This window comes from Rheinheimera texasensis (assembly GCF_964031785.1).
In the GTDB taxonomy this organism is placed as follows: Bacteria; Pseudomonadota; Gammaproteobacteria; order Enterobacterales; family Alteromonadaceae; genus Pararheinheimera; species Pararheinheimera texasensis_A.
Genome location: NZ_CAXIRE010000018.1, coordinates 12,869 through 37,783 on the forward strand (window position 1 = coordinate 12,869; position 24,915 = coordinate 37,783).

General features: G+C 53.1%; 22 protein-coding genes. 16 read left to right on the forward strand and 6 right to left on the reverse strand.

Annotation, left to right across the window (positions count from 1 at the left end):
- Positions 1-4: 4 nt before the first annotated feature.
- The 14 genes from hscA to der all read left to right on the forward strand — a co-directional run bounded on the left by hscA (position 5) and on the right by der (position 15,848).
- Entirely contained in the window at positions 5-1,861 is a 1,857-nt protein-coding gene (gene hscA / locus ABNT34_RS07600; protein ID WP_348730296.1) for a Fe-S protein assembly chaperone HscA, read from the forward strand.
- A gap of 1 nt (position 1,862) precedes the next feature.
- A complete protein-coding gene (fdx, locus tag ABNT34_RS07605) occupies positions 1,863-2,201 on the forward strand; it encodes an ISC system 2Fe-2S type ferredoxin (protein WP_348730298.1) in 339 nt (112 codons plus the stop codon).
- Between the two features lie 288 nt (positions 2,202-2,489).
- On the forward strand, positions 2,490-3,557 hold the full coding sequence (locus ABNT34_RS07610; protein ID WP_348730300.1) for a hypothetical protein: 1,068 nt from the start codon (positions 2,490-2,492) through the stop codon (positions 3,555-3,557).
- A 44-nt stretch (positions 3,558-3,601) separates the two neighbouring features.
- The gene (locus ABNT34_RS07615; protein ID WP_348730302.1) at positions 3,602-4,675 is read left to right on the forward strand and encodes a hypothetical protein; all 1,074 of its coding nucleotides are present in this window, start codon (positions 3,602-3,604) and stop codon (positions 4,673-4,675) included.
- A gap of 14 nt (positions 4,676-4,689) precedes the next feature.
- Complete coding sequence (locus tag ABNT34_RS07620) at positions 4,690-5,103, forward strand: phosphate ABC transporter substrate-binding protein (RefSeq protein ID WP_348730303.1); 414 nt, start codon at positions 4,690-4,692, stop codon at positions 5,101-5,103.
- Between the two features lie 279 nt (positions 5,104-5,382).
- The gene (gene ndk / locus ABNT34_RS07625; RefSeq protein ID WP_031567472.1) at positions 5,383-5,814 is read left to right on the forward strand and encodes a nucleoside-diphosphate kinase; all 432 of its coding nucleotides are present in this window, start codon (positions 5,383-5,385) and stop codon (positions 5,812-5,814) included.
- Positions 5,815-6,029: 215 nt separating this feature from the next.
- Entirely contained in the window at positions 6,030-7,157 is a 1,128-nt protein-coding gene (locus tag ABNT34_RS07630) for a bifunctional tRNA (adenosine(37)-C2)-methyltransferase TrmG/ribosomal RNA large subunit methyltransferase RlmN (protein ID WP_348730306.1), read from the forward strand.
- A 24-nt stretch (positions 7,158-7,181) separates the two neighbouring features.
- Positions 7,182-8,630 (forward strand): type IV pilus biogenesis/stability protein PilW, encoded by a 1,449-nt coding sequence (pilW, locus tag ABNT34_RS07635; RefSeq protein ID WP_348730307.1) that lies wholly within the window; start codon positions 7,182-7,184, stop codon positions 8,628-8,630.
- Positions 8,627-9,709, forward strand: a complete 1,083-nt coding sequence (locus tag ABNT34_RS07640) for a RodZ domain-containing protein (RefSeq protein ID WP_348730309.1) — start codon at positions 8,627-8,629, stop codon at positions 9,707-9,709. Before pilW ends, ABNT34_RS07640 begins: the two co-directional genes overlap by 4 nt.
- 1 nt (position 9,710) lies before the next feature.
- Positions 9,711-10,823: a flavodoxin-dependent (E)-4-hydroxy-3-methylbut-2-enyl-diphosphate synthase gene (gene ispG, locus ABNT34_RS07645; protein WP_031567482.1), complete on the forward strand. Its 1,113-nt coding sequence runs from the start codon at positions 9,711-9,713 to the stop codon at positions 10,821-10,823.
- A gap of 23 nt (positions 10,824-10,846) precedes the next feature.
- Positions 10,847-12,118: a histidine--tRNA ligase gene (gene hisS / locus ABNT34_RS07650; protein ID WP_348730311.1), complete on the forward strand. Its 1,272-nt coding sequence runs from the start codon at positions 10,847-10,849 to the stop codon at positions 12,116-12,118.
- Between the two features lie 11 nt (positions 12,119-12,129).
- On the forward strand, positions 12,130-12,768 hold the full coding sequence (locus tag ABNT34_RS07655; RefSeq protein WP_348730313.1) for a tetratricopeptide repeat protein: 639 nt from the start codon (positions 12,130-12,132) through the stop codon (positions 12,766-12,768).
- Between the two features lie 9 nt (positions 12,769-12,777).
- Entirely contained in the window at positions 12,778-13,977 is a 1,200-nt protein-coding gene (gene bamB / locus ABNT34_RS07660; RefSeq protein ID WP_348730315.1) for an outer membrane protein assembly factor BamB, read from the forward strand.
- A 389-nt stretch (positions 13,978-14,366) separates the two neighbouring features.
- Positions 14,367-15,848: a ribosome biogenesis GTPase Der gene (gene der / locus ABNT34_RS07665; protein ID WP_031567490.1), complete on the forward strand. Its 1,482-nt coding sequence runs from the start codon at positions 14,367-14,369 to the stop codon at positions 15,846-15,848.
- A 49-nt stretch (positions 15,849-15,897) separates the two neighbouring features.
- On the opposite strand, the gene ABNT34_RS07670 is transcribed toward der, so the two are convergent.
- From ABNT34_RS07670 to ABNT34_RS07690, 5 genes are all read right to left on the reverse strand, one after another.
- Entirely contained in the window at positions 15,898-17,262 is a 1,365-nt protein-coding gene (locus ABNT34_RS07670; protein WP_348730317.1) for an ATP-binding protein, read from the reverse strand.
- Positions 17,262-17,966: a response regulator transcription factor gene (locus tag ABNT34_RS07675; RefSeq protein ID WP_348730319.1), complete on the reverse strand. Its 705-nt coding sequence runs from the start codon at positions 17,964-17,966 to the stop codon at positions 17,262-17,264. Before ABNT34_RS07675 ends, ABNT34_RS07670 begins: the two co-directional genes overlap by 1 nt.
- Position 17,967: 1 nt before the next feature.
- Positions 17,968-18,357 carry a DUF3019 domain-containing protein gene (locus ABNT34_RS07680; RefSeq protein ID WP_348730321.1) on the reverse strand — a complete coding sequence of 130 codons (390 nt, stop codon included), beginning with the start codon at positions 18,355-18,357 and terminating at the stop codon, positions 17,968-17,970.
- The gene (locus ABNT34_RS07685; protein WP_348730323.1) at positions 18,347-19,156 is read right to left on the reverse strand and encodes a MipA/OmpV family protein; all 810 of its coding nucleotides are present in this window, start codon (positions 19,154-19,156) and stop codon (positions 18,347-18,349) included. The genes ABNT34_RS07680 and ABNT34_RS07685 overlap by 11 nt, the downstream gene beginning before the upstream one ends.
- 100 nt (positions 19,157-19,256) lie before the next feature.
- The gene (locus ABNT34_RS07690; protein WP_348730325.1) at positions 19,257-21,320 is read right to left on the reverse strand and encodes a hypothetical protein; all 2,064 of its coding nucleotides are present in this window, start codon (positions 21,318-21,320) and stop codon (positions 19,257-19,259) included.
- A 112-nt stretch (positions 21,321-21,432) separates the two neighbouring features.
- On the opposite strand from ABNT34_RS07690, the gene ABNT34_RS07695 reads away from it, so the two are divergent.
- Positions 21,433-21,921 carry a hypothetical protein gene (locus ABNT34_RS07695; protein ID WP_348730327.1) on the forward strand — a complete coding sequence of 163 codons (489 nt, stop codon included), beginning with the start codon at positions 21,433-21,435 and terminating at the stop codon, positions 21,919-21,921.
- On the opposite strand, the gene xseA is transcribed toward ABNT34_RS07695, so the two are convergent.
- Complete coding sequence (gene xseA, locus ABNT34_RS07700; protein WP_348730329.1) at positions 21,912-23,261, reverse strand: exodeoxyribonuclease VII large subunit; 1,350 nt, start codon at positions 23,259-23,261, stop codon at positions 21,912-21,914. The two genes, ABNT34_RS07695 and xseA, sit on opposite strands and share 10 nt — an antisense overlap.
- 134 nt (positions 23,262-23,395) lie before the next feature.
- On the opposite strand from xseA, the gene guaB reads away from it, so the two are divergent.
- Entirely contained in the window at positions 23,396-24,865 is a 1,470-nt protein-coding gene (gene guaB / locus ABNT34_RS07705; RefSeq protein WP_348730331.1) for an IMP dehydrogenase, read from the forward strand.
- Positions 24,866-24,915: the final 50 nt, after the last annotated feature.

Consider the following 24,915-nt stretch of genomic DNA (forward strand, 5'->3'; position numbering starts at 1 on the left):
CGCCATGGCCTTATTACAAATTGCTGAACCCGGCCAAACCGCCGCCCCGCACCAACATAAACTCGCCGCCGGTATCGACCTCGGCACCACCAATTCGTTAGTCGCGACAGTACGCAGTGGCGAAGCCAAAACGCTGCAAAATACCCAGGGCGACGACATGGTGCCATCTGTGGTGCGTTATACCGCAGATAAAGTCATCGTCGGTAAAGCTGCGCTGGCCGATGCGGCGCTTGACCCGCACAACACAATTATTTCGGTAAAACGCTTAATGGGCCGCGGTTATCAGGAGACGCTGGCACATGCTGCGGAACTGCCGTATCAGCTGGTCGATCAACAAGGTTTAGTCGCGCTTGATACCGTCGCCGGGGTGAAAAACCCGGTTGAAGTGTCGGCCGAGATTTTGGCCACGCTGGCCGATACCGCCAGTCAGACGCTCGGTGGTGAGCTGACCGGTGTGGTCATCACAGTGCCGGCTTATTTTGATGATGCGCAGCGTCAGGCGACCAAAGACGCCGCACGGCTGGCTGGCCTGAATGTGCTGCGGTTATTAAACGAACCGACGGCCGCGGCGCTGGCTTATGGTCTGGATTCCGGTCAGGAAGGCGTGATTGCCGTGTATGACTTAGGTGGTGGCACTTTTGATATTTCTATTCTGCGTTTAAGCCGTGGTGTGTTTGAAGTCTTAGCAACCGGCGGCGATTCGGCGCTTGGTGGTGATGATTTTGACCAGCAAATTCTGCTGCATCTGAAGCAGCAAGCTGGGATCACAGAGCTCAGTCATCAGCAGTTACGTCAGTTATTACAACTGTCGCGGCAAATCAAAGAAGCATTAAGCAATGCCGACAGCTATAGCTACAAGCTGGATGTTGCAGGGGTTGCTACCACTTTCAGTTTAAGCCGCAGCGAATTTGATGAGTTAATCCAGCCATTAGTGCGCCGTACTTTACGCGCCTGTAAACAGACGCTGCGTGATGCTGGCCTTGATGTCACAGACGTGGCCAAAGTGGTGATGGTCGGTGGTTCTACCCGGGTGCCATTGGTGCGCCAGGCGGTGGCTGAACTGTTTGAAACTGAACCTTTGACCTCAATTGACCCGGATAAAGTGGTGGCCATTGGCGCTGCGATTCAGGCCAATGTACTGGTCGGCAATAAATCGGACAGCGACACTTTGTTGCTGGACGTGATTCCGCTGTCGCTGGGCCTGGAGACTATGGGTGGTCTGGTCGAAAAGATCATTCCGCGCAATACTGTGATCCCGGTCGCGCGGGCGCAGGAATTTACCACTTTTAAAGATGGTCAGACTGCGATGGCAATTCATGTGCTGCAAGGTGAACGTGAAGGTGTTGCCGACTGTCGCTCATTAGCGCGTTTTGATTTAACCGGTATTCCGCCGATGGCTGCCGGCGGCGCGCATATCCGTGTGACCTTTCAGGTCGATGCGGACGGGCTGCTCAGTGTCACAGCGCAGGAAAAATCCAGTGGTGTCAGTGCGTCGATTGAGGTGAAACCATCTTATGGCCTGAGCAATGACCAGGTTGCGCAGATGATCCAAAATTCGATGTTATACGCCAAACAAGATATGCAGCTGCGTTTATTGCGAGAGCAGCAGGTTGAAGCCAATCGAGTCTATGAAGCGGTCAGCGCCGCTTTAAGTGCCGATGCGCATCTGTTGTCGTCCGCTGAATTACATCACATTGAACAGTCATTACATCAGTTGCAGCAACTGGCGACCGGTGAAGACACTGCCGCTATTAAAGCGGCGATCGAACACACTAATCATTTAACCGACGATTTTGCTGCACGGCGCATGGACATGTCTATCCGGCTGGCGCTGCAGGGTCATAAAGTCGACGAGGTCTGATATGCCCCAGATTATATTTTTGCCACACCCGGAATTATGCCCGGATGGTGCTGCGTTAGAAGCCAAGGCCGGTGAGACTATCCTGGATGTGGCGCTGAAAAACGGCATTTCGATTGAACATGCCTGCGAAAAGTCGTGCGCTTGTACCACTTGTCATGTGGTCGTGCGCGAAGGCTTTTATTCTTTGAATGAAAGCGACGAGCTGGAAGAAGACATGCTGGACAAGGCCTGGGGTCTGGAACCGGAGTCGCGTTTAGGCTGTCAGGCTCGTGTCGCAGATGCTGACCTGGTGGTGGAAATTCCGAAGTACACTATTAACATGGTTAGCGAAGGTCATTGATTTTAGGTACATTTTCCCTGTTTTTATTCCACCAAAGCCTGCTGTTGCAGGCTTTTTTGTTCCTGCAGTAGATGATTCTTGTAAGTCTCTGATTTCTCATATAAAGTCCGCAAAAATTTTTTTCGCCGTTGATGGAACTTAAATTTATAGTTCTGAATTTTCTGGTTTTTTTACTTCGGTGAACTAAGCTGGTTGAAAAATATCGCTGTAAGTCTGGAGATTGTTTGAATGAAAAAGACTCTGATCGGATTGTGCGTTTCTGCTGCTTGTTTGTTGTCATCTGCTGCAATGGCAGAAGTTAAAATTAACGGCTTTGCATCGGTCAAAGGTGGGATGACTACCGGCAATGACGATACGTTGTATGACTATACCAACGACATCGAATTTAAAAATGAATCCTTATTTGCTGTCCAACTGTCATCTGATTTAGGCGATAAATTATCTGTAATGGCACAGCTGATGGCCAAAGGTGCAGAGGATTTCGACGCAAAATTTGCCTGGGCTTTTCTGAGTTATCAGCTGAACGACGATTTACGTCTGAACGCCGGCCGTTTCCGTATTCCTTTCTACAAATATTCTGATTACCTCGATGTCGGTTACGCTTTTGACTGGGCCCGGACGCCACGCGCTGTCTACGATGTTGAGTTTGATACGATGGATGGTATTTCGTTGTATCACTCCACCTCAATTGCCGATATGACGTCCAACGTCCAGTTAGTATATGGCGCATATGAGGGCGATATTTCAGTCAATGGGGCTTTATCACGCAGTAAAGTCCAGGATATCCGCGGCGGTTCCTGGGAATTATCGAATGACTGGTTAAGTGCCCGTGTCGCGTATTTCATGGCGGATGTCACTATCAATGCGACGGCGCTGACACCACTGTTTAACGCGCTGAATACCTTTGGTTTTGGCGCAGTCGCCCGCGACATTGATTTTAATGAAGACGAAGGCACATTCTTTGGTTTTGGCTTAAGTTACGACCGCAATAACTGGGTCGCTGTGACCGAATACACCAACGTGAAAGTGAAGAATTCCTACATGGCTGACCGCGATGCCTATTTCGTCTCGGTTGGCCGGCGCTTTGATGCGGTGACACCATACATCTCCTACGAAAAAGACGACGACACCAGCAAATCTGCGATTTACAAAGCAATCCCGCCGCAAGTGCCACTGTTAGCGACAGTCGCCGGGGTTGTCGAAAGCCAGCTGGCGGATCGCGACACCTGGAGTTTCGGCCTGCGCTACGATTTCCACCCTTCAGCTGCGTTCAAACTACAGCTGAGTTCAGCAAAGGACAACTACACCCTGGACAAAGATCGTCTGCTGACAATGGGTGTCGACCTGGTATTTTAAGGCTGTCAGTCTGAGGCAGCAGCATTGATTGGAGGAACGTCTCTATGAAGAAGTCTTTAGTCGCGTTAGGTTTATGCACAGCGCTGGTCAGCACCAGCTCAGTTGCTGAAGTCGATATCTCCGGGTTTGCATCCGTTGTTGGCGGCAAGGTGCTGAGCGGTGAGGGCGTGCCGGAATTTGGTCTGGAACCGACCTTTCTGGCCAACTACCCAATAGTCGGTTTTTATGAAGAAGACTGGAGCTTTAAGCCAGATTCAAAATATGGTCTGCAAATCAGCGCCGATCTGACCGAAGGTCTGTCTGCCACAGCGCAGCTGGTTGGGCGGGGGGCTGACGATTTTAATGCCGAGTTTGAATGGGCTTATTTGTCCTATGTGCTGAACGAGCACTGGACCTTACAGGCCGGTAAAAAACGCTTACCGCTGTATTATTATTCTGACTTTTTTGATGTCAGCTACGCCTATCTGTGGATCCGGCCGGCTGCCGACAACTACACCTGGCAGATCTTTAACTACAACGGCGTCAACGCGCAGTTTAACTATCAGGTCAACGACTGGACTGTGTCCGGCAATATTTATACCGGCCGTGAGGATGATACTGAAAACAAACTGTTGTCGGAGTTTTTCGGCTCGCAGCCCATCCGGGAGATCTGGAAAAATATCGTCGGTGGTGTGCTGAGTCTGAATCGTGACTGGCTGGACCTGCGTTTTACGTACATGACCTATCAGAACGAGCGCTACCGCAACGGCGTACAAGTGACCTGGGATGGTGACGATTCGCGTCGTGGCAAGTTTGCCGGCGTGTCGGCGAACGTCGATTACAACAATTGGGTGGTGCTGACCGAATTTAACCGTCTGACGCTGGATGGCGGTGATTTCGACACTTATCTGCTGTCAGCCGGCTATCGGATTGGTCAGTGGACGCCTTTTGTCTCCTTCGCAGATTTTGATTCTGAGTCGGAAATGCATAGCACTGCCAGCGTCGGTGCGCGCTGGGATTTTCATAGTTCGGCTGCATTTAAAGTGCAATATGACGATGTTACCGATGATGGCATTAACGGCCAGATGGTCGCAGGTGACAGCAAAGCCATTACTTTCGGCATTGATTTAGTATTCTAAGAGTGGAGAAAACCATGAACTGGTTGAAATTTGTAGCTATTCCATTGGTTTTATCGTCGGCTGTTGCCACCGCTGAGGTTGCTGTAGTAGTGCATCCATCGAATGCGGCCAGCCTGGATCAGGCCGAGATTAGTCGTTTGTTTACCGGACGCGGTACAACCTTCAGTAGCGGCAGCAAGGCCACGCCATTAAATTTGGCGGAAGGTGCGCCGGCTCGTGCTGAATTTGACAGCAAAGTGTTAGGCAAATCGTCTAGTCAGATGAAAGCTTATTGGTCCAAGCTGGTATTTACCGGTAAGGGCACCCCACCTAAAGAGCTGGCATCTGATGCTGATGTCAAAGCTGCGGTTGCGGCAGACGCATCGGCGATTGGTTACATCGACGCCGCTTCGGTTGATGCATCGGTCAAAGTCGTCGGTAAGTTTTAACTGATCTGACTGTTTAACCTGCGAGAAAGACCGGCTGATGCCGGTTTTTCTGTTTTTGCAGCCTGCTGCACTCTGAATATTTACCAGGTCTGGCTCAGGCCGTATGACTGACGTCTAACTAGTTGTTTAGCAGGCAAAGAGTCACAAAGTTCGGGCACTGTGCTTTAACCCGTTTTACCGCGATTTGTCGCAGTGACGGAAAGCATAGGCAAGGCGGAACTGATCGCGTATAATTCGCGACCGCTAAATTTTCAACTGTTATTTTTAAGGGAGTCTGACATGGCTTTAGAACGTACTTTCTCAATCATCAAACCAGATGCAGTCGCAAAAAACCTGATCGGTGCTATCTACAACCGTTTCGAATCTGCAGGTCTGCGTATCGTTGCTGCTAAAATGCTGCACCTGAGCCGTGAACAGGCTGAAGGTTTCTACGCAGAACACAAAGAGCGCCCATTCTTCAATGCACTGGTTTCTTTCATGACTTCAGGCCCGGTAATGATCCAGGTACTGGAAGGTGAAGACGCAGTGCGTAAAAACCGCGAAATCATGGGCGCAACCAATCCAAAAGATGCTACAGCCGGTACTTTACGTGCTGACTACGCTGCCAGCATCGACGAAAACGCGGTACACGGTTCTGACGCTGCTGCTTCAGCTGCCCGTGAAATCGCTTACTTCTTCAGCGATGCTGAAGTTTGTGGTCGTACCCGTTAATTGCATTCAGGCTTCAGCCGGGCCTGTTTGGCCAGTCTGAACCATTGCAACAGAGCAGAAGGGGCTGATGCCCCTTTTTGCCTGATCTGGCGAGCGCCAAAGAACCAGAGACGATTTTGTCTGTCATATGCCAGAAACCCATGCAGATGCCAGACCAAATCGCCGCGATACATCCAGCAAGTTAGATTGCAGCAACGCTGCCATCGGAGTGAACCATGACCCTAAATCCTGAACAGAAAATCAATTTACTCGATCTGACCCGTGAGCAGATGAAAGAATTTATGGTGTCATTAGGGGAAAAAGCCTTTCGCGCCGACCAACTGATGAAATGGATTTATCACTTCTGCGTCGATGATTTCGATAAAATGACGAATATCAACAAAGTGTTACGCGAGAAGCTCAAACGCTATTCGGTGATCGAAGCCCCTGTAGTTGTGACCCGTCAGGACAGTGCTGACGGCACTATCAAATTCGTCATGGGCCTCAAAGGTGGCCAGGAAGTGGAGACGGTCTGGATCCCGGAAAAAGACCGCCGCACTTTGTGTGTCTCTTCGCAGGTCGGTTGTGCGCTGGATTGTTCGTTCTGTTCAACCGCACAGCAGGGCTTTAACCGCAATCTGACGGTGTCAGAAATTATCGGTCAGGTCTGGCGCGTTGGCCAAATCATTGGCAGTTATGGCGACACCGGTGAAAAACCGGTCACCAACGTGGTGATGATGGGCATGGGCGAGCCGCTGCTGAACCTCAATAATGTGGTACCAGCGATGGAACTGATGATGGAAGACTATGGTTTTGGTCTGTCCAAGCGGCGCGTCACTTTATCTACTTCCGGCGTCGTGCCGGCACTGGACCTGCTCAAAGATAAAATCGATGTGGCGTTGGCGATTTCGTTGCACGCGCCGAACAACACACTGCGCGATGAACTGGTGCCGGTGAACAAAAAATATCCGATGGAAGAATTCCTCGCCGCAGCCAAACGTTACGTCGATGGTTCCCGTGCCAACGATAAAGTGACAGTCGAATATGTGATGCTTGAAGGCATCAACGACAGCATGGACCAGGCGCATGAACTGGCCAAAGCGCTGAAAGACACTCCGTCTAAAATCAATCTGATCCCGTTTAACCCTTATCCGGGCTCGCCTTACAAGCGTTCCAGCAATTCCCGCATCGATCGGTTTAATAAAGTTCTGCAGGAATATGGCTTTACTGTCATAGTGCGCAAGACCCGCGGCGACGATATTGATGCCGCCTGTGGTCAGCTGGTCGGTGATGTCATCGATCGCACCAAACGTCTGGTAAAAAAACAGATGAAAGGTGAGGAAATTTCAGTAAAAATGGTCTGAAAAGACAAGGACAGGCAATCAGTTATGCGTTTTAGTTGGCTTGCTGGTATTGGACTCTGTAGTACGCTGCTATTTGGTTGCGTCTCGGAGTCAACTATTGTCGACAGCAAAGTTCCAGGTGAACGTCCAACCGACAACAAACAGATTGCCCGCACCCGTTTGTCGCTGGGGCTGAATTACCTGCAACGCGGCGAAACCTCACAAGCCCGCTTTAATCTGGAAAAAGCCCGCGAACTGGCGCCGGACATGCCGGAAGTCGATAACGCGCTGGCGTATTATTACCAGCAGGTCGGCGAGTTGGAGCAGGCAGAAGATGCGTACCGCGATGCGCTGCGTAAAGACCATAATAACGCCGATACTTATAACAATTTTGGCGCTTTTCTATGCCAAATCAATAAGTTTGATGAAGCTGAAGAGTTACTGCTGGCCGCAGTGAAACGGCCCGGTTATATCCGGGTGGCGGACAGTTATGAGAATCTGGCGTTTTGCGCTTTGGGCCGTAAAGACTTTGATAAATACCAGCAATATCTGGAACAGGCCTTGCGTCATAATGGTGTGAAGCACTCCATTGTCTACAACCTGTCGATGCTGAACTATGCCAAAGGTGACCTGGAAAAAGCGCGGATCTGGCAAAAACGCCTGCAGGAGCTGGGGCAAGTGTCACCACAGGCAACGTTACTGCGTTACATGATTGCCTATCAGCTCGATGACAAAACCGAGCAACAAACCACTGAAAAATTTATGTTATCGGTTTATCCGACTGCGCCGGAAACCGCCTGGATGCTGTCGGCCGATTTCAGCGCTTCAGCGCCGGAAAAATTACGTCAGCAATATAAAGCCAGCTTGCTTGGGCTGGAGCCGGCTGATCTGGTGGCGAAACCGGCAGCAACCCCAAAAATCAAAGTGGTCAAGCGTAAAACTGGCGTGAATCCGGATTCAGAAGCTTTTGGTTTAACCACGGAGACCGGTCCACAGTTGATGGAGCGAACACCTGAACCTGCGATGTCTGCAGCGGCTTCAGTTGGCACTGCCAATGTAGTCCCTGAGACCACCGCCGTCCCAGTCCCTGTCGCTCCGCCAGTTTCTGCCGTACCGGCCGCGCCGACTGGAACAACAGCCGTAACAGCGACCACTGAAACCACAGCGCAGGCACCTGCCACGCACAAAGTGCAATATGGCGAGACATTGTTCCGCATTGCCAGCAAATACCGCCTCAGCGTTTCCGAATTACAGCGCCTGAACCAATTGGCTGATCCGGGTGATTTAAAAGCCGGCCAGGTGCTGCGTCTGTCTGATGCGCGGCAAATTCCGCGTGAATATCTGGCACTGGATGGCGATACCTTGTTTAGTATTGCCTACAAATTTAACCTGGCGCTGGCGCAACTGGCCGCCTGGAATCAGCTACCGACTGATGCAGTGCTGACTCCAGGTCAGACGATCTTATTGCACGACCCGGCGGAGACTGGTCTATGACGGCGCCGGTCGCATTTGCTGACGCCGGCGCGTTGTTGCGTCAACGCCGGGAAGCGCTGGGCCTGAGCCTGGAGCAGGCTGCAACGCAGCTGAATCTGAAAGCTGTGGTGATCCGGCAGCTGGAAAGCGGCGAATGGGACCCGCAGGTGGCGCCGACGTTTATCCGTGGGTATTTACGCCACTATGTTCGTTTACTCAAGCTGGATGAAGCCGACTTGCTGGCGCAGTTTGACCAGCAACTGGCGACGTTGCCGCAGGCCAGCGCTACGCTACACAGCTTTTCGAACAAGGCGAGTCGCGACGCTGCTGAAAACCGTTTTATGCTGGCGACTTATTTTCTGCTGGTGTTACTGATTGGGTTGTTTCTGATTTGGTTCTGGCAGACGCATATGCTGAATGAACAGCCGGTCGCTATGTTGCCCGAATCGGACAGTACGGTGATTGGCACGCAGCCACAGTCAGCTCAAAGTGCGGTCGTCATCAAGTCGTCAGACCCCGTGCCGTCCTCTCTGGCTCCTGAAGCGGTTGCAACCTCTGAGATGGCCGAATCGCCAGTAAGCACGCCGGCGCTATCCAACCCGCAACAATCCGTGGCGAACTCAGCCTTAGCTCCGGCAGACACACCTGTTGTGGTTGATGCAAGCTTAAATCAGCCAGTGCCAGAGACACAAGCAGAGACCACGACGCCTGTTAACACGACAGAAGCTGCAATCGCGCCTGCTGTTGCTACCGGTGACCTGACAACTGCAGGCGCGAACAACGCAGGCACTGCCAGCACGACAGATACTGCAACAGAGCCAGCTGGTTTACAGCCCGAAGTGGCCGTCGCCGGGACTCTGACTTTGCAGCTGCAATTCAGTGCCCAGTGTTGGGTTGCCGTGACAGATGGTAGTGGCAAACGGCTCGCGTACAATATGCAAAATAGCGGTCAGAGCCTGACGTTAACAGGCACTGCGCCATTCAAAGTTACTTTCGGTGATCCTACTGCAGTGACTGCGTCACTCAGTGGGAAAACTCTTGATTTATCAGGCTATAAGCAAGGTCAGGTCGTGCGCCTGACACTAACCGGGTCCGAATAAGATGTACGCTGAAAATCCAATTATCCGCCGCAAATCAAAACAAATCCGTGTTGGTTCTTTATTGATTGGTGGTGATGCACCTATTGCTGTGCAATCAATGACCAATACCCGCACCACAGATGTTGATGCGACAGTGGCGCAAATTCGCGCTATCGCTGCAGCTGGTGCTGATTTAGTGCGGGTGTCGGTGCCAACTATGGACGCGGCGGAAGCATTTAAGCTGATCAAACAACAGTCGCCTATTCCTGTAGTCGCCGATATCCATTTTGATTATCGCATCGCCCTGCAGGTGGCCGAATATGGTGCGGATTGTTTGCGGATTAATCCAGGCAATATCGGTCGTGAAGACCGCATCCGCGCCGTGGTGGATGCCGCGCGTTTTCACAATATTCCAATCCGGATTGGTGTGAACGGTGGTTCGCTGGAAGCTGATATTCAGGAAAAATATGGTGAACCGACACCGGCTGCGTTAGTCGAATCGGCGATGCGCCATGTCGAAATTCTGGACCGGCTGAACTTTGACCAGTTTAAAGTCAGCGTCAAAGCTTCAGATGTGTTTCTGGCTGTTGGTGCTTATCGTTTATTAGCCAAACAAATCGAGCAGCCGCTGCATCTGGGGATCACTGAAGCCGGCGGCGCCCGCGCTGGCGCGGTCAAATCAGCCATTGGTTTAGGCATGTTGCTGGCAGAAGGCATTGGCGACACGCTGCGCATTTCGCTGGCGGCTGACCCGGTGGAAGAAGTGAAAGTCGGTTTTGATATTCTGAAATCGCTGCGCATTCGTTCGCGCGGCATTAATTTCATCGCCTGCCCAAGTTGTTCACGGCAGGAATTTGATGTGATCAAAACCATGAACGAGCTGGAACAGCGGCTGGAAGATGTGGTCGACCCGCTGACCGTATCTGTGATAGGGTGCGTGGTCAACGGACCGGGTGAGGCACTAATCTCAGATCTCGGCGTGGCGGGAGCCAGCAAAAAAAGCGGTTTTTATCTCAAAGGCGAGCGGCAGAAGCTGCGGATTGATAATGAATCTGTCGCCGAACAGCTGGAGCAGCAGGTGCGCATGTACCTTGCCGCGCAGAAGCAGCTGATCGATGTGAAGAACGTAGAATAAATTTAAGATATTCAGGTATTTAAGTGTCTAAAGAAATTCAAGCTATCCGCGGAATGAATGATTGCCTGCCGCAGGATACCCCGGTGTGGCAGTATGTAGAGCAGATGATCCGCCAGACGGTGAACAGCTATGGCTATGACGAGATCCGTTTTCCAATCGTCGAAATGACCGAACTGTTTAAACGCTCGATTGGTGAAGTCACTGACATCGTTGAAAAAGAGATGTACACCTTTGCCGATCGCAATGGTGATAGTCTGACGTTAAGACCGGAAGGCACTGCTTGTTGTGTCCGTGCTGGCATCCAAAACGGTTTACTGTACAACCAGGAACAGCGGCTATGGTATATGGGCCCGATGTTCCGCCACGAACGCCCGCAGAAAGGCCGCTATCGCCAGTTCCACCAGTTTGGTCTGGAAGTGTTTGGCATGCAGGGCCCGGATATCGACGCCGAAGTCATTCTGGTGTCAGCCCGTTTATGGCAACAGCTTGGCCTGACACCTTATGTGCGGCTGGAGCTGAATTCACTGGGTTCCAATGAAGCCCGCGCCGCATACCGCGATAAGCTGGTGGCGTATCTGGAACAGCATAAAGAACTGCTGGATGAAGACAGCCAACGTCGGTTATACAGCAATCCGCTGCGGGTGCTGGACAGCAAAAATCCAGCCATGGCTGAGATGCTGGCCAAAGCGCCACAGTTGCTTGACCATCTCGATGAAGAATCCAAACAGCATTTTGAAGGCTTACAAGCCCGTTTACGTGCCGCCGGTATTGAGTACACCATCAATCCGCGTCTGGTACGTGGCCTGGATTATTACAACAAAACCGTGTTTGAGTGGGTCACCACTAACTTAGGCTCGCAAGGCACTGTCTGTGCCGGTGGCCGTTACGACGGTCTGGTTGAACAGCTCGGCGGCAAAGCCACGCCGGCTGTTGGTTTTGGTTTAGGTTTAGAGCGGCTGGTGTTGTTATTGCAAAGCCTGCCGCTGTTGCCGGCCGTCAGCAATGCTGCTGACGTTTATCTGATGCCACTGGGTGAGGCTGCGGAACTTGCCGCAGTTTCTGTTGCCGAACAGCTGCGTTTAGCCCTGCCGGGTAAACGCGTCATGTTGCATTGTGGCGGTGGTAATCTGAAGAAACAATTAAAACGCGCGGACAAATCCGGTGCTGCTGTAGGTCTGTTGCTTGGCGACGACGAACTGGCAGCCGGGCAGGTCACTGTCAAATGGTTACGCGCTGATCACCCACAACAAACTGTCCATATTGCAGATCTGGCCGCAGTGCTGGCCCAGGTTTAACGGAGTTCCTGATGGAAATTTATAATACCGAAGAACAACAAGTCGAAGCGATTAAACGCTTTTTCCATGAACACGGTCTGTCAATTGCTGCCGGTATCGTGATTGGCCTCGGCGGCTTATATGGCTTCCGCTATTATCAGGCCAAGCAACTGGAAGCTCAGGAATCTCAGTCTGCTGCTTATGCGGTGCTGGTCGAAAAGTCGACTGCTGAAGGCACAGACAAAAAAGCCTGGCTGGTTGATGCGCAAAAATTTATCGCCGATCACAAAGATTCAAATTATAGCCATCTGACCGCGCTGCTGGCAGCCAAAGAAGCTGTGGTACTGAAAGATTATGCAGCAGCTGAGCTGCAGCTGAGCGCTGTGATTAGCAGCAGTAAAGTGCCGGAAGTACTGGCGGTCGCGCAGCTGCGTCTGGCGCGAGTTCAGGCAGAGCAGGCTAAATACAAAGAAGCGCTGGCTACTTTAAGCGCAACCATGCCGGCTGCTTTTGCGGCGCAGCAAAACGAACTGAAAGGCGACGTGTTACTGAAATCCGGTGACGAAGTCGCTGCACTGGCTGCCTATAAAGCAGCTCAGGCTGGCTCCGAAGCCGGTAAAAACCCGTTACTGGATGTCAAACTGAACGAACTGGCCCACGTTGCCGGCTAAGAGGTTGCTGTGAAGTTATCTGTGCGTACCTTGTTGGTGCCGGCTCTGTTAGCGCTGACGCTGGCGGCCTGCTCGTCCAAAGATGAAGAAGAACTGATCCTTCCGGAAATCGACAATAAAGTAGAACCAGATTATGTCTGGAGCAGCTCTGTTGGTGACGGTATCGAACACTACGATTCCAACATCAAACCAGCAGTCTTTGGTGACAAAGTCTTTGTTGCCAGCCGCAAAGGCGAAGTGGTGGCCTTTAATCTGCAAAATGGCGATAAGCTGTGGAGTTACGATTTACGCGATGGTGACGATGCGCCGATGTTTGGTGGTATCAGCCACTGGTGGAATGAACGCAATGCCAAGCTGGCTGGCGGTGTAGCCGTTGGTTTTGACAAGGTGCTGGTCGGCACTGAAGACGGTGAAGTCGTTGCGCTGAATCCGGAAACCGGTGAAAAAGTCTGGCGGGTGAAAGTCAAAGGCGAAGTCTTGGCAGCCCCTGTGGCCGGTGAAGGCTTTGTCTTGGTGAACACCGGTGGTGGTCGTATTTTTGCGCTGCAGCCCGACACTGGTGAGCAACGCTGGATGCATGAATCAGAAAACGCGCTGCTGACTTTGCGTGGTATTTCTGAGGTAGCGCCAGCGGCTGGTGGTGTGGTTTATGGCACTGGTAACGGTAAAGTCGGTGTGCTGATCTCTGAGCAAGGCGCCCCTGCCTGGGAAGAAGCGGTTGCTGTCGCTAAAGGTTCGACTGATCTGGCACGGATCATCGACGTCGATGCGACACCGGTTGTACAAAATGGTACAATCTACGCAATTGCTTACAATGGCCAGCTGGTTGCGATGGAGCTGCGGACCGGCCGGACGCTATGGAAGCGGGATTACGCCAGTTTCCGCGACATGACAGTGGTCGACAACATCATTTATCTGGTTGATTCAACAGGCAAACTTTATGCTGTGGATAGCCGTAATGGGTTGGAGATCTGGTCACAGCAGACGCTGCACAAACATTTTGTCACAGGCCCGGCCGTGTACAAAAACTTTGTGGTCGTTGGCGACAATGAAGGCAATCTGCATTGGTTCAGCCGCGACAAAGGCGAATACCTGGCGCGGCACGAGTTTGACAGCTCTGGGTTTTACACCGAAGCTGTCACGACATCTGACTATTTAATTCTGCAGACCCGCAACGGCGAAATCGACGTGCTGCGCACCAACGATTAAAGGCTGCGCTCTGAGTCATGCCAAAGCAGGCCTGTTCGCAGGCCTGTTTTTTTTTATGTACAGGATGTACGGTATGGTGAATCAGGGAGTTCGTAACGCCAATCTGTTGGCGTCGCGCCTGATGAACGCCATAAGCTCCGCGAATGGCCGGCGAAAATGCAGGTACGCGGTACCCGGAGCTTTTCGGCGACTGCGAACCAGGTGCTGCGGTTCGTACCGCAGCCAGGTTGCTGAATGCAGCGAAGCTGCTACAAACTTAGGTGTCGCTTGCAGCGGCGCCATGCCTGGCCGTATTGATCGCGGCCGACAAAACCGGTCGTCTCTGACGACAATCAAGTGATTACAGCAGCTGACCGCCGTGGGATGTGTCAGCTCCATTGAGGTGAAACATGTTACCGGTAGTTGCCCTTGTTGGCCGTCCAAATGTGGGAAAATCCACATTATTTAACCGCCTGACCCGCACCCGCGACGCTTTGGTTGCGGATTTTCCGGGTTTGACCCGCGACCGTAAATACGGCTCCGTTGACTACGAAGGTCTGGAATTTATCGTGGTGGATACCGGCGGTATCGATGGCAGCGAAGAGGGCATCGAGCTGGAGATGGCCGAGCAGTCGCTCAAAGCCATCGACGAAGCTGATGTGGTGTTGTTTCTGGTCGACGCCCGCGCCGGCGCCACTGTTGCCGACGAAGCCATTGCCAATCATATCCGCCGCGTGAATAAAACAGTGTTTCTGGTCGCCAATAAAACCGATGGTCTGGACGCCGACACGGCGATCGCTGACTTTTACAGCTTAGGCATTGGTGAAGTCTATCCTATCGCTGCGGCGCATGGCCGTGGTGTCACTGCCTTGTTGCAACAGGCGCTGGTGCCGTTATTAACGGAACAACAAGTGCAGCGGCTGGCGGCTTTTGAGGCCGGTGAAGATCTGGATGCCATCGACGAAGACGCCGAACAGGAACAACGCGACAAACATATCAAGCTGGCCATCGTTGGCCGGCCGAACGTCGGTAAATCAACGCTGACCAACCGCATTCTCGGTGAAGAACGGGTCATTGTTTACGATATGCCGGGCACTACGCGGGATGCCATCTATATTCCGATGCAACGCGGTGAACGCGAATATACCCTGATTGATACCGCCGGTGTGCGCCGGCGCGGCCGCATCGACGATGTCGTCGAAAAATTCTCAGTGATTAAAACCCTGCAGGCGATTGAAGATGCCAACGTGGTGATCCTGGTATTAGATGCGCGTCTGGGGATTTCTGAGCAGGATTTGAGCATCCTCGGTTTTGTACTCAATGCCGGCCGGTCACTGGTGATTGCCGTGAATAAATGGGACGGTCTGGATGATGGCATCAAAGATGAAGTCAAACGTGAGCTGGACCGCCGTCTTGGTTTTATCGATTTTGCCCGTCTGCATTTTATTTCAGCGCTGCACGGTTCAGGTGTTGGTAACTTGTTTGAATCGGTTGAAGAAGCTTTTGATTCAGCCACCCGCCGCGTTAATACCGCCTTGTTGACCAAAATCATGAATATGGCGCAGGAAGATCACCAGCCGCCATTGGTCAAAGGCCGCCGCGTCAAACTGAAATACGCCCACGCCGGTGGTTACAACCCGCCGTTGATTGTGATCCACGGCACGCAAGTGGAAGATTTACCGGATTCGTACAAACGTTATCTGATGAACTATTTCCGTAAATCACTGCAGCTGATGGGCACCCCGGTGCGGGTCGAATTCCGCGGCACGGAAAACCCGTTCGCCGAGAAACGCAATACGCTGACGCCGAACCAGCAGTACAAACGTGACCGGCTGATTAAGGCGAAAGCCAATCTGGCCAACAAAAAGAAAATTGGTCATAACCAGGATTAAACGGCGACAAGCTGTGATCTTTAAAAAGCCGGCAATTTTGCCGGCTTTTTTACTTCATCTCCGGCACTGCGCCATTTGCCTGATGTTGCGCCGGCGTTGAGTCGACACCGGCCTGCTGTGTCAGCGGAAAGCTCAGTAAAAAACTGGCCCCGGTCGGCGCATGGGTTTCCAGCGTGATCTGGGCCTGATGCCAGTCCAACACTTTACGCACAATAGCCAGGCCCAGGCCAAATTGTGGCGCTGTGCTCGATTGGGTCTCCAGCCGGACAAAAGGCTGGAAAATCCGGCTGGCATCGGTGGCCGCAATGCCGGCGCCATCATCCCGCACCCGAACGCACAATTGCAGCGGTTCAAGCCTTAATTCCAGCGTGATTTGCTGCTCAGCATACCGACAGGCATTTTGCAGCAGGTTCAGTAAAACACGGTATAACCAGTGCGGATGTCCGCACAGCATAGGTAACGGCGTGACGGGGCTGTCCAGCACCAGCCGCAGCTGCCTGGCAGCTGCCAGCGGCGCGCAGCTATGCAACGCTTGCTGACACAGCTGTAGCATATCGACCTGGCTCAGTTGCCAGTGCTGATGCTGGCGGTCAAGGCTGGCATATTCTAAAAAGGCGTTTACCATCGCCTCCATCCGATCCAGATCTTGCTCAAGTCGCTGTAAATATTGATTTTTTTGTGCCGGGTCCGGCTCGTCCAGCGCAGCGTCAAGGCCAAAACGCAAACAAGCAATAGGCGTGCGTAAATCGTGCGACAGGCTGGAGGCGAGCAGGCGGTTGTCGGCCATCAGTTGTTCAATCTGCCGCGCCATCTGGTTAAAACTCTGTTCCAGCTCACTGATATAAGACCAGCGGCTATGAGGCAGCCGTGCCTGCAACTGTCCGGCGCCAAATTGCCGGGCAGTGTGGCTGAGCAGCCAAAGCCGGCGGGTTAGTGGCGCCAGCCACAACAACATAATCAGACAAAGCCCGCCATAGAGGGCAAGCGTCAGCCACAAATCTTCCGGTTGATGGCCGGCTTCGGGTGGGATATGCAGTTGCAGCAGCCAGTCCGGATGGCTGGCTAAGGCTTTGAGGTAGGAAGTGCCCTCGCTACCGGCTAACGGCAAAATCTGGCTGGCCGCCAGCTGTTGTTGCAGTTCAGGCGGCAGCGCCAGACTGTTACAATTGACTAAGCTCAGCGCCAGCTGCCAGTGTTGCTGTTGCTGAGCGATAAAATCGCTGAGCTGAGCTGCGCTTTGCTCATCGGCTTGTGTGGCGATGGTGTCGAGGACTGTCCGCTGTAACTGCAGCTGCAATTGCAGCTGTGGTGGTGTAGGTGAATTGTCGTTGGATGCCAGCTGGTCCAGCACAGCCCCCAGTAAAAACAGCGCACAAATAGCCGAACATAACAAACTCAGCGCCAGTTTCAGCATCAGCTGGCCCAGTGTTCAGTGCTAAATAAATATCCCTGACCCCAGACGGTTTTGATCCGCTTTGGCTCTTTGGCGTCGTCGCCGAGTTTTTTCCTCAGCACCGAGATCATTACATCAAAACGCCGATCGAGCCCATCGTGCTCACGGCCTTTGAGCGCCTGAAACACCTGGTCTCTGCTACAAACCTGGCCGGCCCGGCTGGCCAGATACCATAACAAGGCAAATTCGGCGCTGGTCAGATTGATATCCTCTGATCCGAGTAAAACGCGTCTTGAACTGGCGCAGATGCTCAGATTGCCGAAGCTCAGTTGCTCTTTAGGTTTGACATCAGCGCCCTGGCGCAGCGCCGCCTGAATGCGCGCTAACAAGATACGCGGCCGCACCGGTTTGACCAGATAGTCATTCGCGCCGACACCAAGGCCAATCACTTCATCGACTTCTTCGCCTTGTGCCGTCAGCATCAATACCGGTACCTGATAATCACGCCGGATCTGCCGGCAGACATCCAGCCCATTCATGCCCGGCAACATCAAATCCAATAAAATTAAATCGACATGCTGGCGACGCAGCAGCGGTAGCACAGTGTCGCCGCGCTGTTCCAGCAGCACCTGGTAGCCTTTTTGCTGCAGAAATTCCTGCACCCAGCCAGCCAATGACAGGTCATCTTCGACCAGCAAAATGGTGCCATAGACGCTATGTTCCATCTCAGAATAATCTCCAGTGCCGTTTTACCTTGGTATTTTTTTGCACCCAGTTCACTTTGACCACGGCCTCCGCCAGCACACCATCAGCCCCAACTAACTGGATCTGCTCGTTGTCGGCGGCGACAAATTCATAACGTTGCCGGCCACTGTGGCTGGCCTGCCAGCACTGCAGTTTGCGGGCACCCGCATGCAGACAGAGGTCTTGTGCAGTTTGGCTGTGCCAGTCAATCTGGATAGTGGCGTAACATTGGCGGCCTTGTTGCAGCGCCACACAAGTATCAGGCGTTAGTTTCAGCCGGACCGGCTCGGCTGCGGTCGCATTCGCTGCGGCAAAACTGGCAGCAAATAAGCCCAGCCAACAGGCGATTAGTAAATTGCGCTCAGAACACATAACGGAATTTCACCAGACTGAGGCATTCGCTGTTGCGGTTGCTGAGCGGACTATCGATATAAGCCTTGCTAAACAAGTTGACGGCCAGCCCTAACTCCAGTAACCAGTTTGGACTGAGCGGATATAAGGCGCTGAGACCTATATGCAATTGCTGGCCGGCGCCGGCCTGATAAGCAGGCCTGTCAACCAGGCTTTCTGCCGGCCGCACGCCGTAATAAAAATCCACCACTTTGGCCGTTGAAAACGACACTCCGGCGTTGTAGTACAGGTCCCAGTTGCGCAGTTGCTGCCGGTAACTGTAGAGCAGTCGCAATTGCTGACCATAATGGGATTCGATGTCCTGACCGGCCTCAATGGCCCAGTAGTGCTGGCCCCAAAACCGCTGATAGCGCAGACCGACTAAAAAATCGGAGTCGCGCAGCTCAAGGCCCTCCAGCTCAGCAATATGCTGTTTTCCAAAGGCGGTGACTAAATCTGGCCCTATGGCCTGCTGATAATTGGTGCCGATGAGCGCAAGGCTGCTGTCGTCCTGTTGCCACAACTGATAACCAATAATGCCGCTGCCAAAGCGCAGCACATTGCGCCGCTCGTCCGATTCAATAAAAAAATTACCATAGCTCAGGTCGGCGGACAGATTTAGCAGCAGCTTGCCATTGATCGCGGGGTCGACAGGGCCAATCAGCGCCCGCTGATAACCGGCGCCGACCGAGAAATAGCCGGTGAATTCAACTTCATCCCAGCCGGCATGGCAGGCGGTGCTGAGAAACAACAGAATAAACAGAGCAAAAAAACGTCGCATGCCGGGCTCCAAAAAACACAGGCCCCATCATAACTGGCGGGGCCTGCATTCGAATGTTTAAAAAGTGTAAGCAGATATCACAAACTTGCTGCGGACCGCGTCAGAACTGCACCTTGATGCCGACCGACGGAAAGATGCCGAGGTTTTCTTCCGGTTCTATGCTGTAGGCCGGGTCTTCGCCGGCTTTGCCTTTTTGCAGAAAGTAGCCCGACACATTCTTGCGGTTCAGCACGTTCAGAATGGCATAAGTGTAAGTGACCGGCAGGCCAAACAAACTGCCTTGTTGCTCGGCCTGTATATCCAGCCGGTGATAAACCGGCAAGGTAGCTGAATTCAGCTCGCCATACACAGCGACGCGATAATCCGGGTAATAAGGATTGGGTTTATCACCAATGATCGGCGTGTATTTGGCACCGCTGCGTACGGTCAGCCTGGCGCTGAGATCCCATTTTTCATCAAAGGGATAAGCGACAACGACATTGGCGACCAGCGGCGTGTCCAGATAATATTCCGACGTCAGGTTACGGCGCAGGTCGGTGCGTTCGGCTTTGGACCAGCTTAGCGACGCCCAGCCATACCAGTCGCCGGCACTGCGTTGTTTTTTCAGCAGCAATTCAGCGCCATACGCCTCACCTGCGCTGTCATTACTGTAATGCAGCGCCTGATCCGGGTCTTTGTCAGTCAGACCCAGTGGTAATTGCTGCAGTTTTTTCAAATAGAGTTCAGTCGTGAAATTCCAGGCGTCGGCAAACTGCCAGTCTTGCCCCAGCACATAATGAGTCGCGGTCGGTTGCTTCAGCTGGCGGTTGCCGAGTAGCGGCAGACTTTTCTCCAGATCAGCCAGCCGGCTGTAGCGCCCGGCGCGGATAAACCAGCGCTGCTGCGGCGTCAGTTGCAGGCTCAGCTCCGCGCGCGGCTGCAAGAAACTTTCATCGGTATAGTCCTGCTGGTCATATCTTAGGCCCACCGACGAGCTCAGATATTGATTCCACACCCACTGATGCTGCAGGAAAGCACTGTCGGTGTTGTAACGCAGCTGGTCTTTGGCTTTGATGCGCTCACCACGCTGGGCAAAACAATCGGCCTGATGGTCGGTGCAATAATAGGGGATCACGTCAAAACGGTAGTCCGCTTCGCGCTGACTGCGTTCAACCCCGGCGTCGAGGCGCTGCGCCGCGTTCAGTTGCCAGCGCGACTGTAATTGCAAAAACTGTTGCTCATCTTCGTAACTGACAAACTGGTCACCACCATACTGATTGTCTTCGCTGTTACTGCTGTGCTGATAACGCAGTTGCAGCTGATGTCCGGCCGGATGTTGATATTGGTAACTCAGTTGCTGATTGGCAAAAGCACTGTCGATACGCAGATCACCGACGGATTCCGGATCGGTGCGGCCTTGTTCTGAAGCCTGGCTGATATTGGCGCGGGCACTGTCGCTGGCGCCGGTCAGCGTCAGGGTTAGTTTTTGCTCTGGCGACAGTTGCCACAGATAACGCGCCTGATAGTCGTCGCTTTTCGGCGGCTGGTAAATTTTCACGCCATCGTCCAGTTCATCGCCGGATTTGATGAAAAGCTGCACTGTGCTCTGCCGGGCGGCCAGATAAAATGCCTGATCGTCGGTCACAGCGCCCTCGACTAAAGCGCTCATTTGCAGCAGGCTGAGCTCGGCTTCGCCGCCGATTGGCTGCATTTTCGGGTCGCGTAGTGTCGCCGCAAACACGCCGCCGGTGGCATTGCCATATTGTGCGCCAAAACCGCCGCTTTCGAGGCGAAAGTCATGCAGCAGCGCTTCGTTAAATACGCTGTTGCCGAACAGATGGAACAAATAACCGGCAGGCAGGCCGTCAATTAAAAACGCATTGTCGGCCGGGCTGGAGCCGCGCACCGCCGGCATGCCACCATAATCGCCGCCGGCATAGACCACGCCGGGCAGGCTGAAGACGGCGGCCAGCGGGTCATTCATAATGCCGGCCACTTTGAGCAGTTGTTCGGTCTCTTCATTGGTCTGGCTGGCGGCGGGCAAGGCGCTGCCATTGACCTGAATACGTTCGATGGGTTGTTCGCTGGCGGGTTTGGTTGCCTTGGGTTGGTCCGTTGTGCCGGCAAACAGGCAAGGGCTGGTCAAACTCAGGCAAAGGGTCAGATAAGAAAAATTAAATCGCATGGTACACTCGCTTCCTGCAGTTTTTAATGCCATGCAGTCTGCCTACACCAAGCGGAATTAACTGTCGGTCAATTGCTGTGCTTATGTAAGGAAGTGTCAGGAAATGGGTGAGGTGAGCAACAGATTGAAGCAGGCGCTGGCGCTGCTGCAACCTCTGGCAGTGTTGCCGGATTGGGGCATCGGCGGCAGTTTGCTATTGGTTGAACAGCAACTGCAACAAGATTTTCGTGATATCGATTTGGTCTGCACGACACACGCGGCGCCGACGCTTGACGCAGAGCTTTCACGGCTGGCAACTCCGCTGCAAACTACACCGCATCCGCAGTATTGCAGCCAGTTTTTCCGTCGTTATCAACATAGTTCCGGCCTGGTGATTGAACTGATGGCAGGTATTGCGGTGCGAAATTCAACCGGGACTTTGCAGCATTGGCAGTTTGACCCGCATATTGACCCGCACATTGACCCGCATTGTCTGCAGCGCCGTCATGGCCTGCCTTGGATGACACTTCGCGATTGGCTGGTGTTGTATCAGCTGTTTGAACGGCCGGAAAAAGTGCTGCTCCTTCAGGCCGCTTTAGCGCGCGCTGTGGCTCAGGACTGAATTTGTTTCACTTCTGTCAGCGCGCTGCCGTCGGCAAAACGCACCGTCAGCGTATCACCTGCTTTAAGCTGCTGCACCGACTTCACTAACGTGTTGTCGGCGTTAAAACTTAAGCTATAACCGCGATTGAGGGTGGCAAGCGGGCTGACCTGATGTAACAAGGCGCTGTGTTGTTGCCATTGCTGAGTGCGCTGCTGCAGTTGTTGTTGCATCGCGCGTTGTAGCCGTTCGTTTAGCGTCTTGCTGTGCTGGAACCATTCGCCGGTGCGTGGCGCCTGCTGCAATAAAGCTTGTTGATGTTGGCGCAGCTGGTGTTGTTTGCGCTCAACCTGATGCTGACCAGCACGATTCAGCCGCAGCTGTAATTCGTCAAGCCGCTGCTGCTGTTGTTCCAGTGCGCGTTTGGGGTGCAGCAATTGCAACTTGCCATATTGCTGTAAAAACCACTGCGCTTGTCGGCCCAGTTGCTGGCGGATGCCACGCTGCAGCCGTTGTTGTAACTGCATTAACTGGCTCAGCTGATGTTGCTGATCCGGTGACACCAGCTCAGCCGCAGCTGAAGGCGTCGCAGCGCGTACATCTGCGACAAAATCGGCGATGGTAAAATCAATTTCATGGCCAACAGCACTGACAATCGGCAGCGGACAAAAAGCGATTTGCCGCGCTAACTGCTCATCGTTAAAACAATACAAATCTTCCAGCGAACCGCCGCCCCGGCCAATGATCAGCACGTCGACTTCATTGCGGCGGATGGCGTGCGACAGCGCCGCCTGCAAATCCTGCGCAGCCTGTGCGCCTTGCACTAAAGCCGGATAAATAATGACTTCAAGCGCCGGTGCGCGCCGCGCTAACACGGTCAGAATATCGCGTACCGCTGCGCCGGTCGGCGAGGTGATGACACCAATGCGCCGTACTTGTGCTGGTAGCGGTTTTTTCCGCTCCGGCGCCAATAAACCTTCGCCGCTCAGCTTGGCTTTGAGCATTTCATATTGCTGGCGCAGCAAACCGTCACCGGCCGGTTCGATAAAATCGACCAGCAGCTGATATTCACCGCGCGGTTCGTACACACTGATGCGGGCACGGATCAGCACCTGCTGACCATTGCGCGGCATAAAAGCGGCGTTACGGTTGGCCTGCTTAAACATCGCCACTTTGACTTGCGCCGCCGCGTCTTTTAACGAGAAATACCAATGACCGGAACTGGCCGCGACAAAATTAGAGATCTCACCACAAAGCCAGAGCTGACGGAATTGCAGCTCCAGAGTTAAGCGAACTTCGGCGTTTAGCCGCGAAACGGTATATATCTCCGGGTTTGTTGCCGGGTTTTGTTGTTGATTCATCACAGGCAGGTACCAGCTGAGGATCCGCACAATCTACCACAAAAACAAAAAATGCGTTGTTTGAAACGCGCTTTGCGGATAAAATAGCGCCGCAACATTCCCCGATTTTTAACCACCACAGCGAGATTGTTGCAATGCTCAGGATAGTCAAAGAAGCCCTTACATTTGACGACGTGTTACTTGTACCGGCGCACTCCACCGTACTACCTCATACCGCAGATCTGCGGACTCAACTGACCAGCAAAATCAGCCTGAATATTCCGATGGTGTCTGCATCGATGGATACAGTCACAGAAGCACGTTTAGCCATCGCGCTGGCGCAGGAAGGTGGTTTAGGTTTTATCCATAAAAACATGACCATCGAAGATCAGGCCGCTAACGTTCGTAAAGTAAAAAAATACGAAAGTGGCGTGGTGTCTGACCCGGTGACAGTACGGCCGGAACAAACTATCCGCGACGTGCAGCAATTATCGCAACAACATGGTTTCTCCGGTTTCCCGGTAGTCGACGCTGACCATAACCTGGTCGGTATCGTCACAGGCCGTGACTTAAACGTTGAAACCAACCCACAGGCACCTATTTCGTCAGTGATGACGCCGCGTGAGCGTCTGGTCACAGTCCACGAAGATTCACCGCGTCAGGACGCCTTAGCGCTGATGCACAAACACCGCATTGAAAAAGTGCTGGTGGTCGACAATGCCTTTAAACTCAAAGGCCTTATCACAGTCCGTGACTACTACAAAGCCGCCAGTAAACCAAATGCCTGTAAAGACGAATTTGGCCGTTTACGCGTTGGTGCTGCGGTTGGTGTTGGTCCTGGCACTGACGAGCGCATCGCGGCTTTAGTTGAAGCCGGCGTCGACATTCTGCTGATTGATACGTCACACGGCCACTCACAAGGCGTGCTTGACCGGGTGAAACAAACCCGCGCTATGTACCCGGATTTACAAATTGTGGCGGGTAACGTCGCGACCGCTGAAGGCGCCAAAGCGCTGGCAGAAGCCGGTGCGAACGCCGTCAAAGTTGGTATTGGCCCAGGTTCTATCTGTACCACCCGTATCGTCACTGGTTGTGGTGTGCCACAAATCACTGCGATTGCCGATGCAGTAGAAGGTGTCAAAGGCCTGGACGTTTGTATCATCGCTGACGGTGGTATCCGTTTCTCCGGTGACGTGTCCAAAGCCTTAGTGGCCGGCGCGCACTGTGTGATGGTGGGGTCAATGTTCGCCGGCACTGAAGAAGCGCCGGGTGATGTTGAACTGTATCAGGGCCGTTATTACAAATCTTACCGTGGCATGGGCTCATTAGGCGCCATGGCGCAGCGTAATGGTTCGTCTGACCGTTATTTCCAGGGCAGCAACAACGCGGAAAAACTGGTGCCGGAAGGTATCGAAGGCCGCGTGGCGTACAAAGGCCCGATCGAAAACATCATTCACCAGCAAATGGGCGGTCTGCGCTCATCAATGGGTCTGACCGGCTGTGCCAATATCGGCGAGCTGCGCACCAAGCCAGTGTTTGTCAAAGTGACCGCAGCCGGCATGGGTGAATCGCACGTGCATGACGTGCAAATCACCAAAGAAGCGCCAAACTACCGCGTCAGTTAAAAATTGCAGCGCCGGACTCAGCCCCTGACTCCGGCGCGGTTTTTTCCGGG

Bases quoted from the DNA above. Each gene is read 5' to 3' on its own strand.
- xseA (WP_348730329.1), bottom strand. From the start codon at position 23,261: ATGAATCAACAACAAAACCCGGCAACAAACCCGGAGATATATACCGTT.
- hscA (WP_348730296.1), top strand. From the start codon at position 5: ATGGCCTTATTACAAATTGCTGAACCCGGCCAAACCGCCGCCCCGCAC.
- ABNT34_RS07615 (WP_348730302.1), top strand. From the start codon at position 3,602: ATGAAGAAGTCTTTAGTCGCGTTAGGTTTATGCACAGCGCTGGTCAGC.
- ispG (WP_031567482.1), top strand. From the start codon at position 9,711: ATGTACGCTGAAAATCCAATTATCCGCCGCAAATCAAAACAAATCCGT.
- pilW (WP_348730307.1), top strand. From the start codon at position 7,182: ATGCGTTTTAGTTGGCTTGCTGGTATTGGACTCTGTAGTACGCTGCTA.
- der (WP_031567490.1), top strand. From the start codon at position 14,367: ATGTTACCGGTAGTTGCCCTTGTTGGCCGTCCAAATGTGGGAAAATCC.
- ABNT34_RS07640 (WP_348730309.1), top strand. From the start codon at position 8,627: ATGACGGCGCCGGTCGCATTTGCTGACGCCGGCGCGTTGTTGCGTCAA.
- ABNT34_RS07620 (WP_348730303.1), top strand. From the start codon at position 4,690: ATGAACTGGTTGAAATTTGTAGCTATTCCATTGGTTTTATCGTCGGCT.
- ABNT34_RS07655 (WP_348730313.1), top strand. From the start codon at position 12,130: ATGGAAATTTATAATACCGAAGAACAACAAGTCGAAGCGATTAAACGC.
- ABNT34_RS07680 (WP_348730321.1), bottom strand. From the start codon at position 18,357: ATGTGTTCTGAGCGCAATTTACTAATCGCCTGTTGGCTGGGCTTATTT.
- guaB (WP_348730331.1), top strand. From the start codon at position 23,396: ATGCTCAGGATAGTCAAAGAAGCCCTTACATTTGACGACGTGTTACTT.
- ABNT34_RS07690 (WP_348730325.1), bottom strand. From the start codon at position 21,320: ATGCGATTTAATTTTTCTTATCTGACCCTTTGCCTGAGTTTGACCAGC.
- ndk (WP_031567472.1), top strand. From the start codon at position 5,383: ATGGCTTTAGAACGTACTTTCTCAATCATCAAACCAGATGCAGTCGCA.
- ABNT34_RS07630 (WP_348730306.1), top strand. From the start codon at position 6,030: ATGACCCTAAATCCTGAACAGAAAATCAATTTACTCGATCTGACCCGT.
- fdx (WP_348730298.1), top strand. From the start codon at position 1,863: ATGCCCCAGATTATATTTTTGCCACACCCGGAATTATGCCCGGATGGT.
- ABNT34_RS07675 (WP_348730319.1), bottom strand. From the start codon at position 17,966: ATGGAACATAGCGTCTATGGCACCATTTTGCTGGTCGAAGATGACCTG.
- ABNT34_RS07610 (WP_348730300.1), top strand. From the start codon at position 2,490: ATGGCAGAAGTTAAAATTAACGGCTTTGCATCGGTCAAAGGTGGGATG.
- ABNT34_RS07670 (WP_348730317.1), bottom strand. From the start codon at position 17,262: ATGCTGAAACTGGCGCTGAGTTTGTTATGTTCGGCTATTTGTGCGCTG.
- ABNT34_RS07685 (WP_348730323.1), bottom strand. From the start codon at position 19,156: ATGCGACGTTTTTTTGCTCTGTTTATTCTGTTGTTTCTCAGCACCGCC.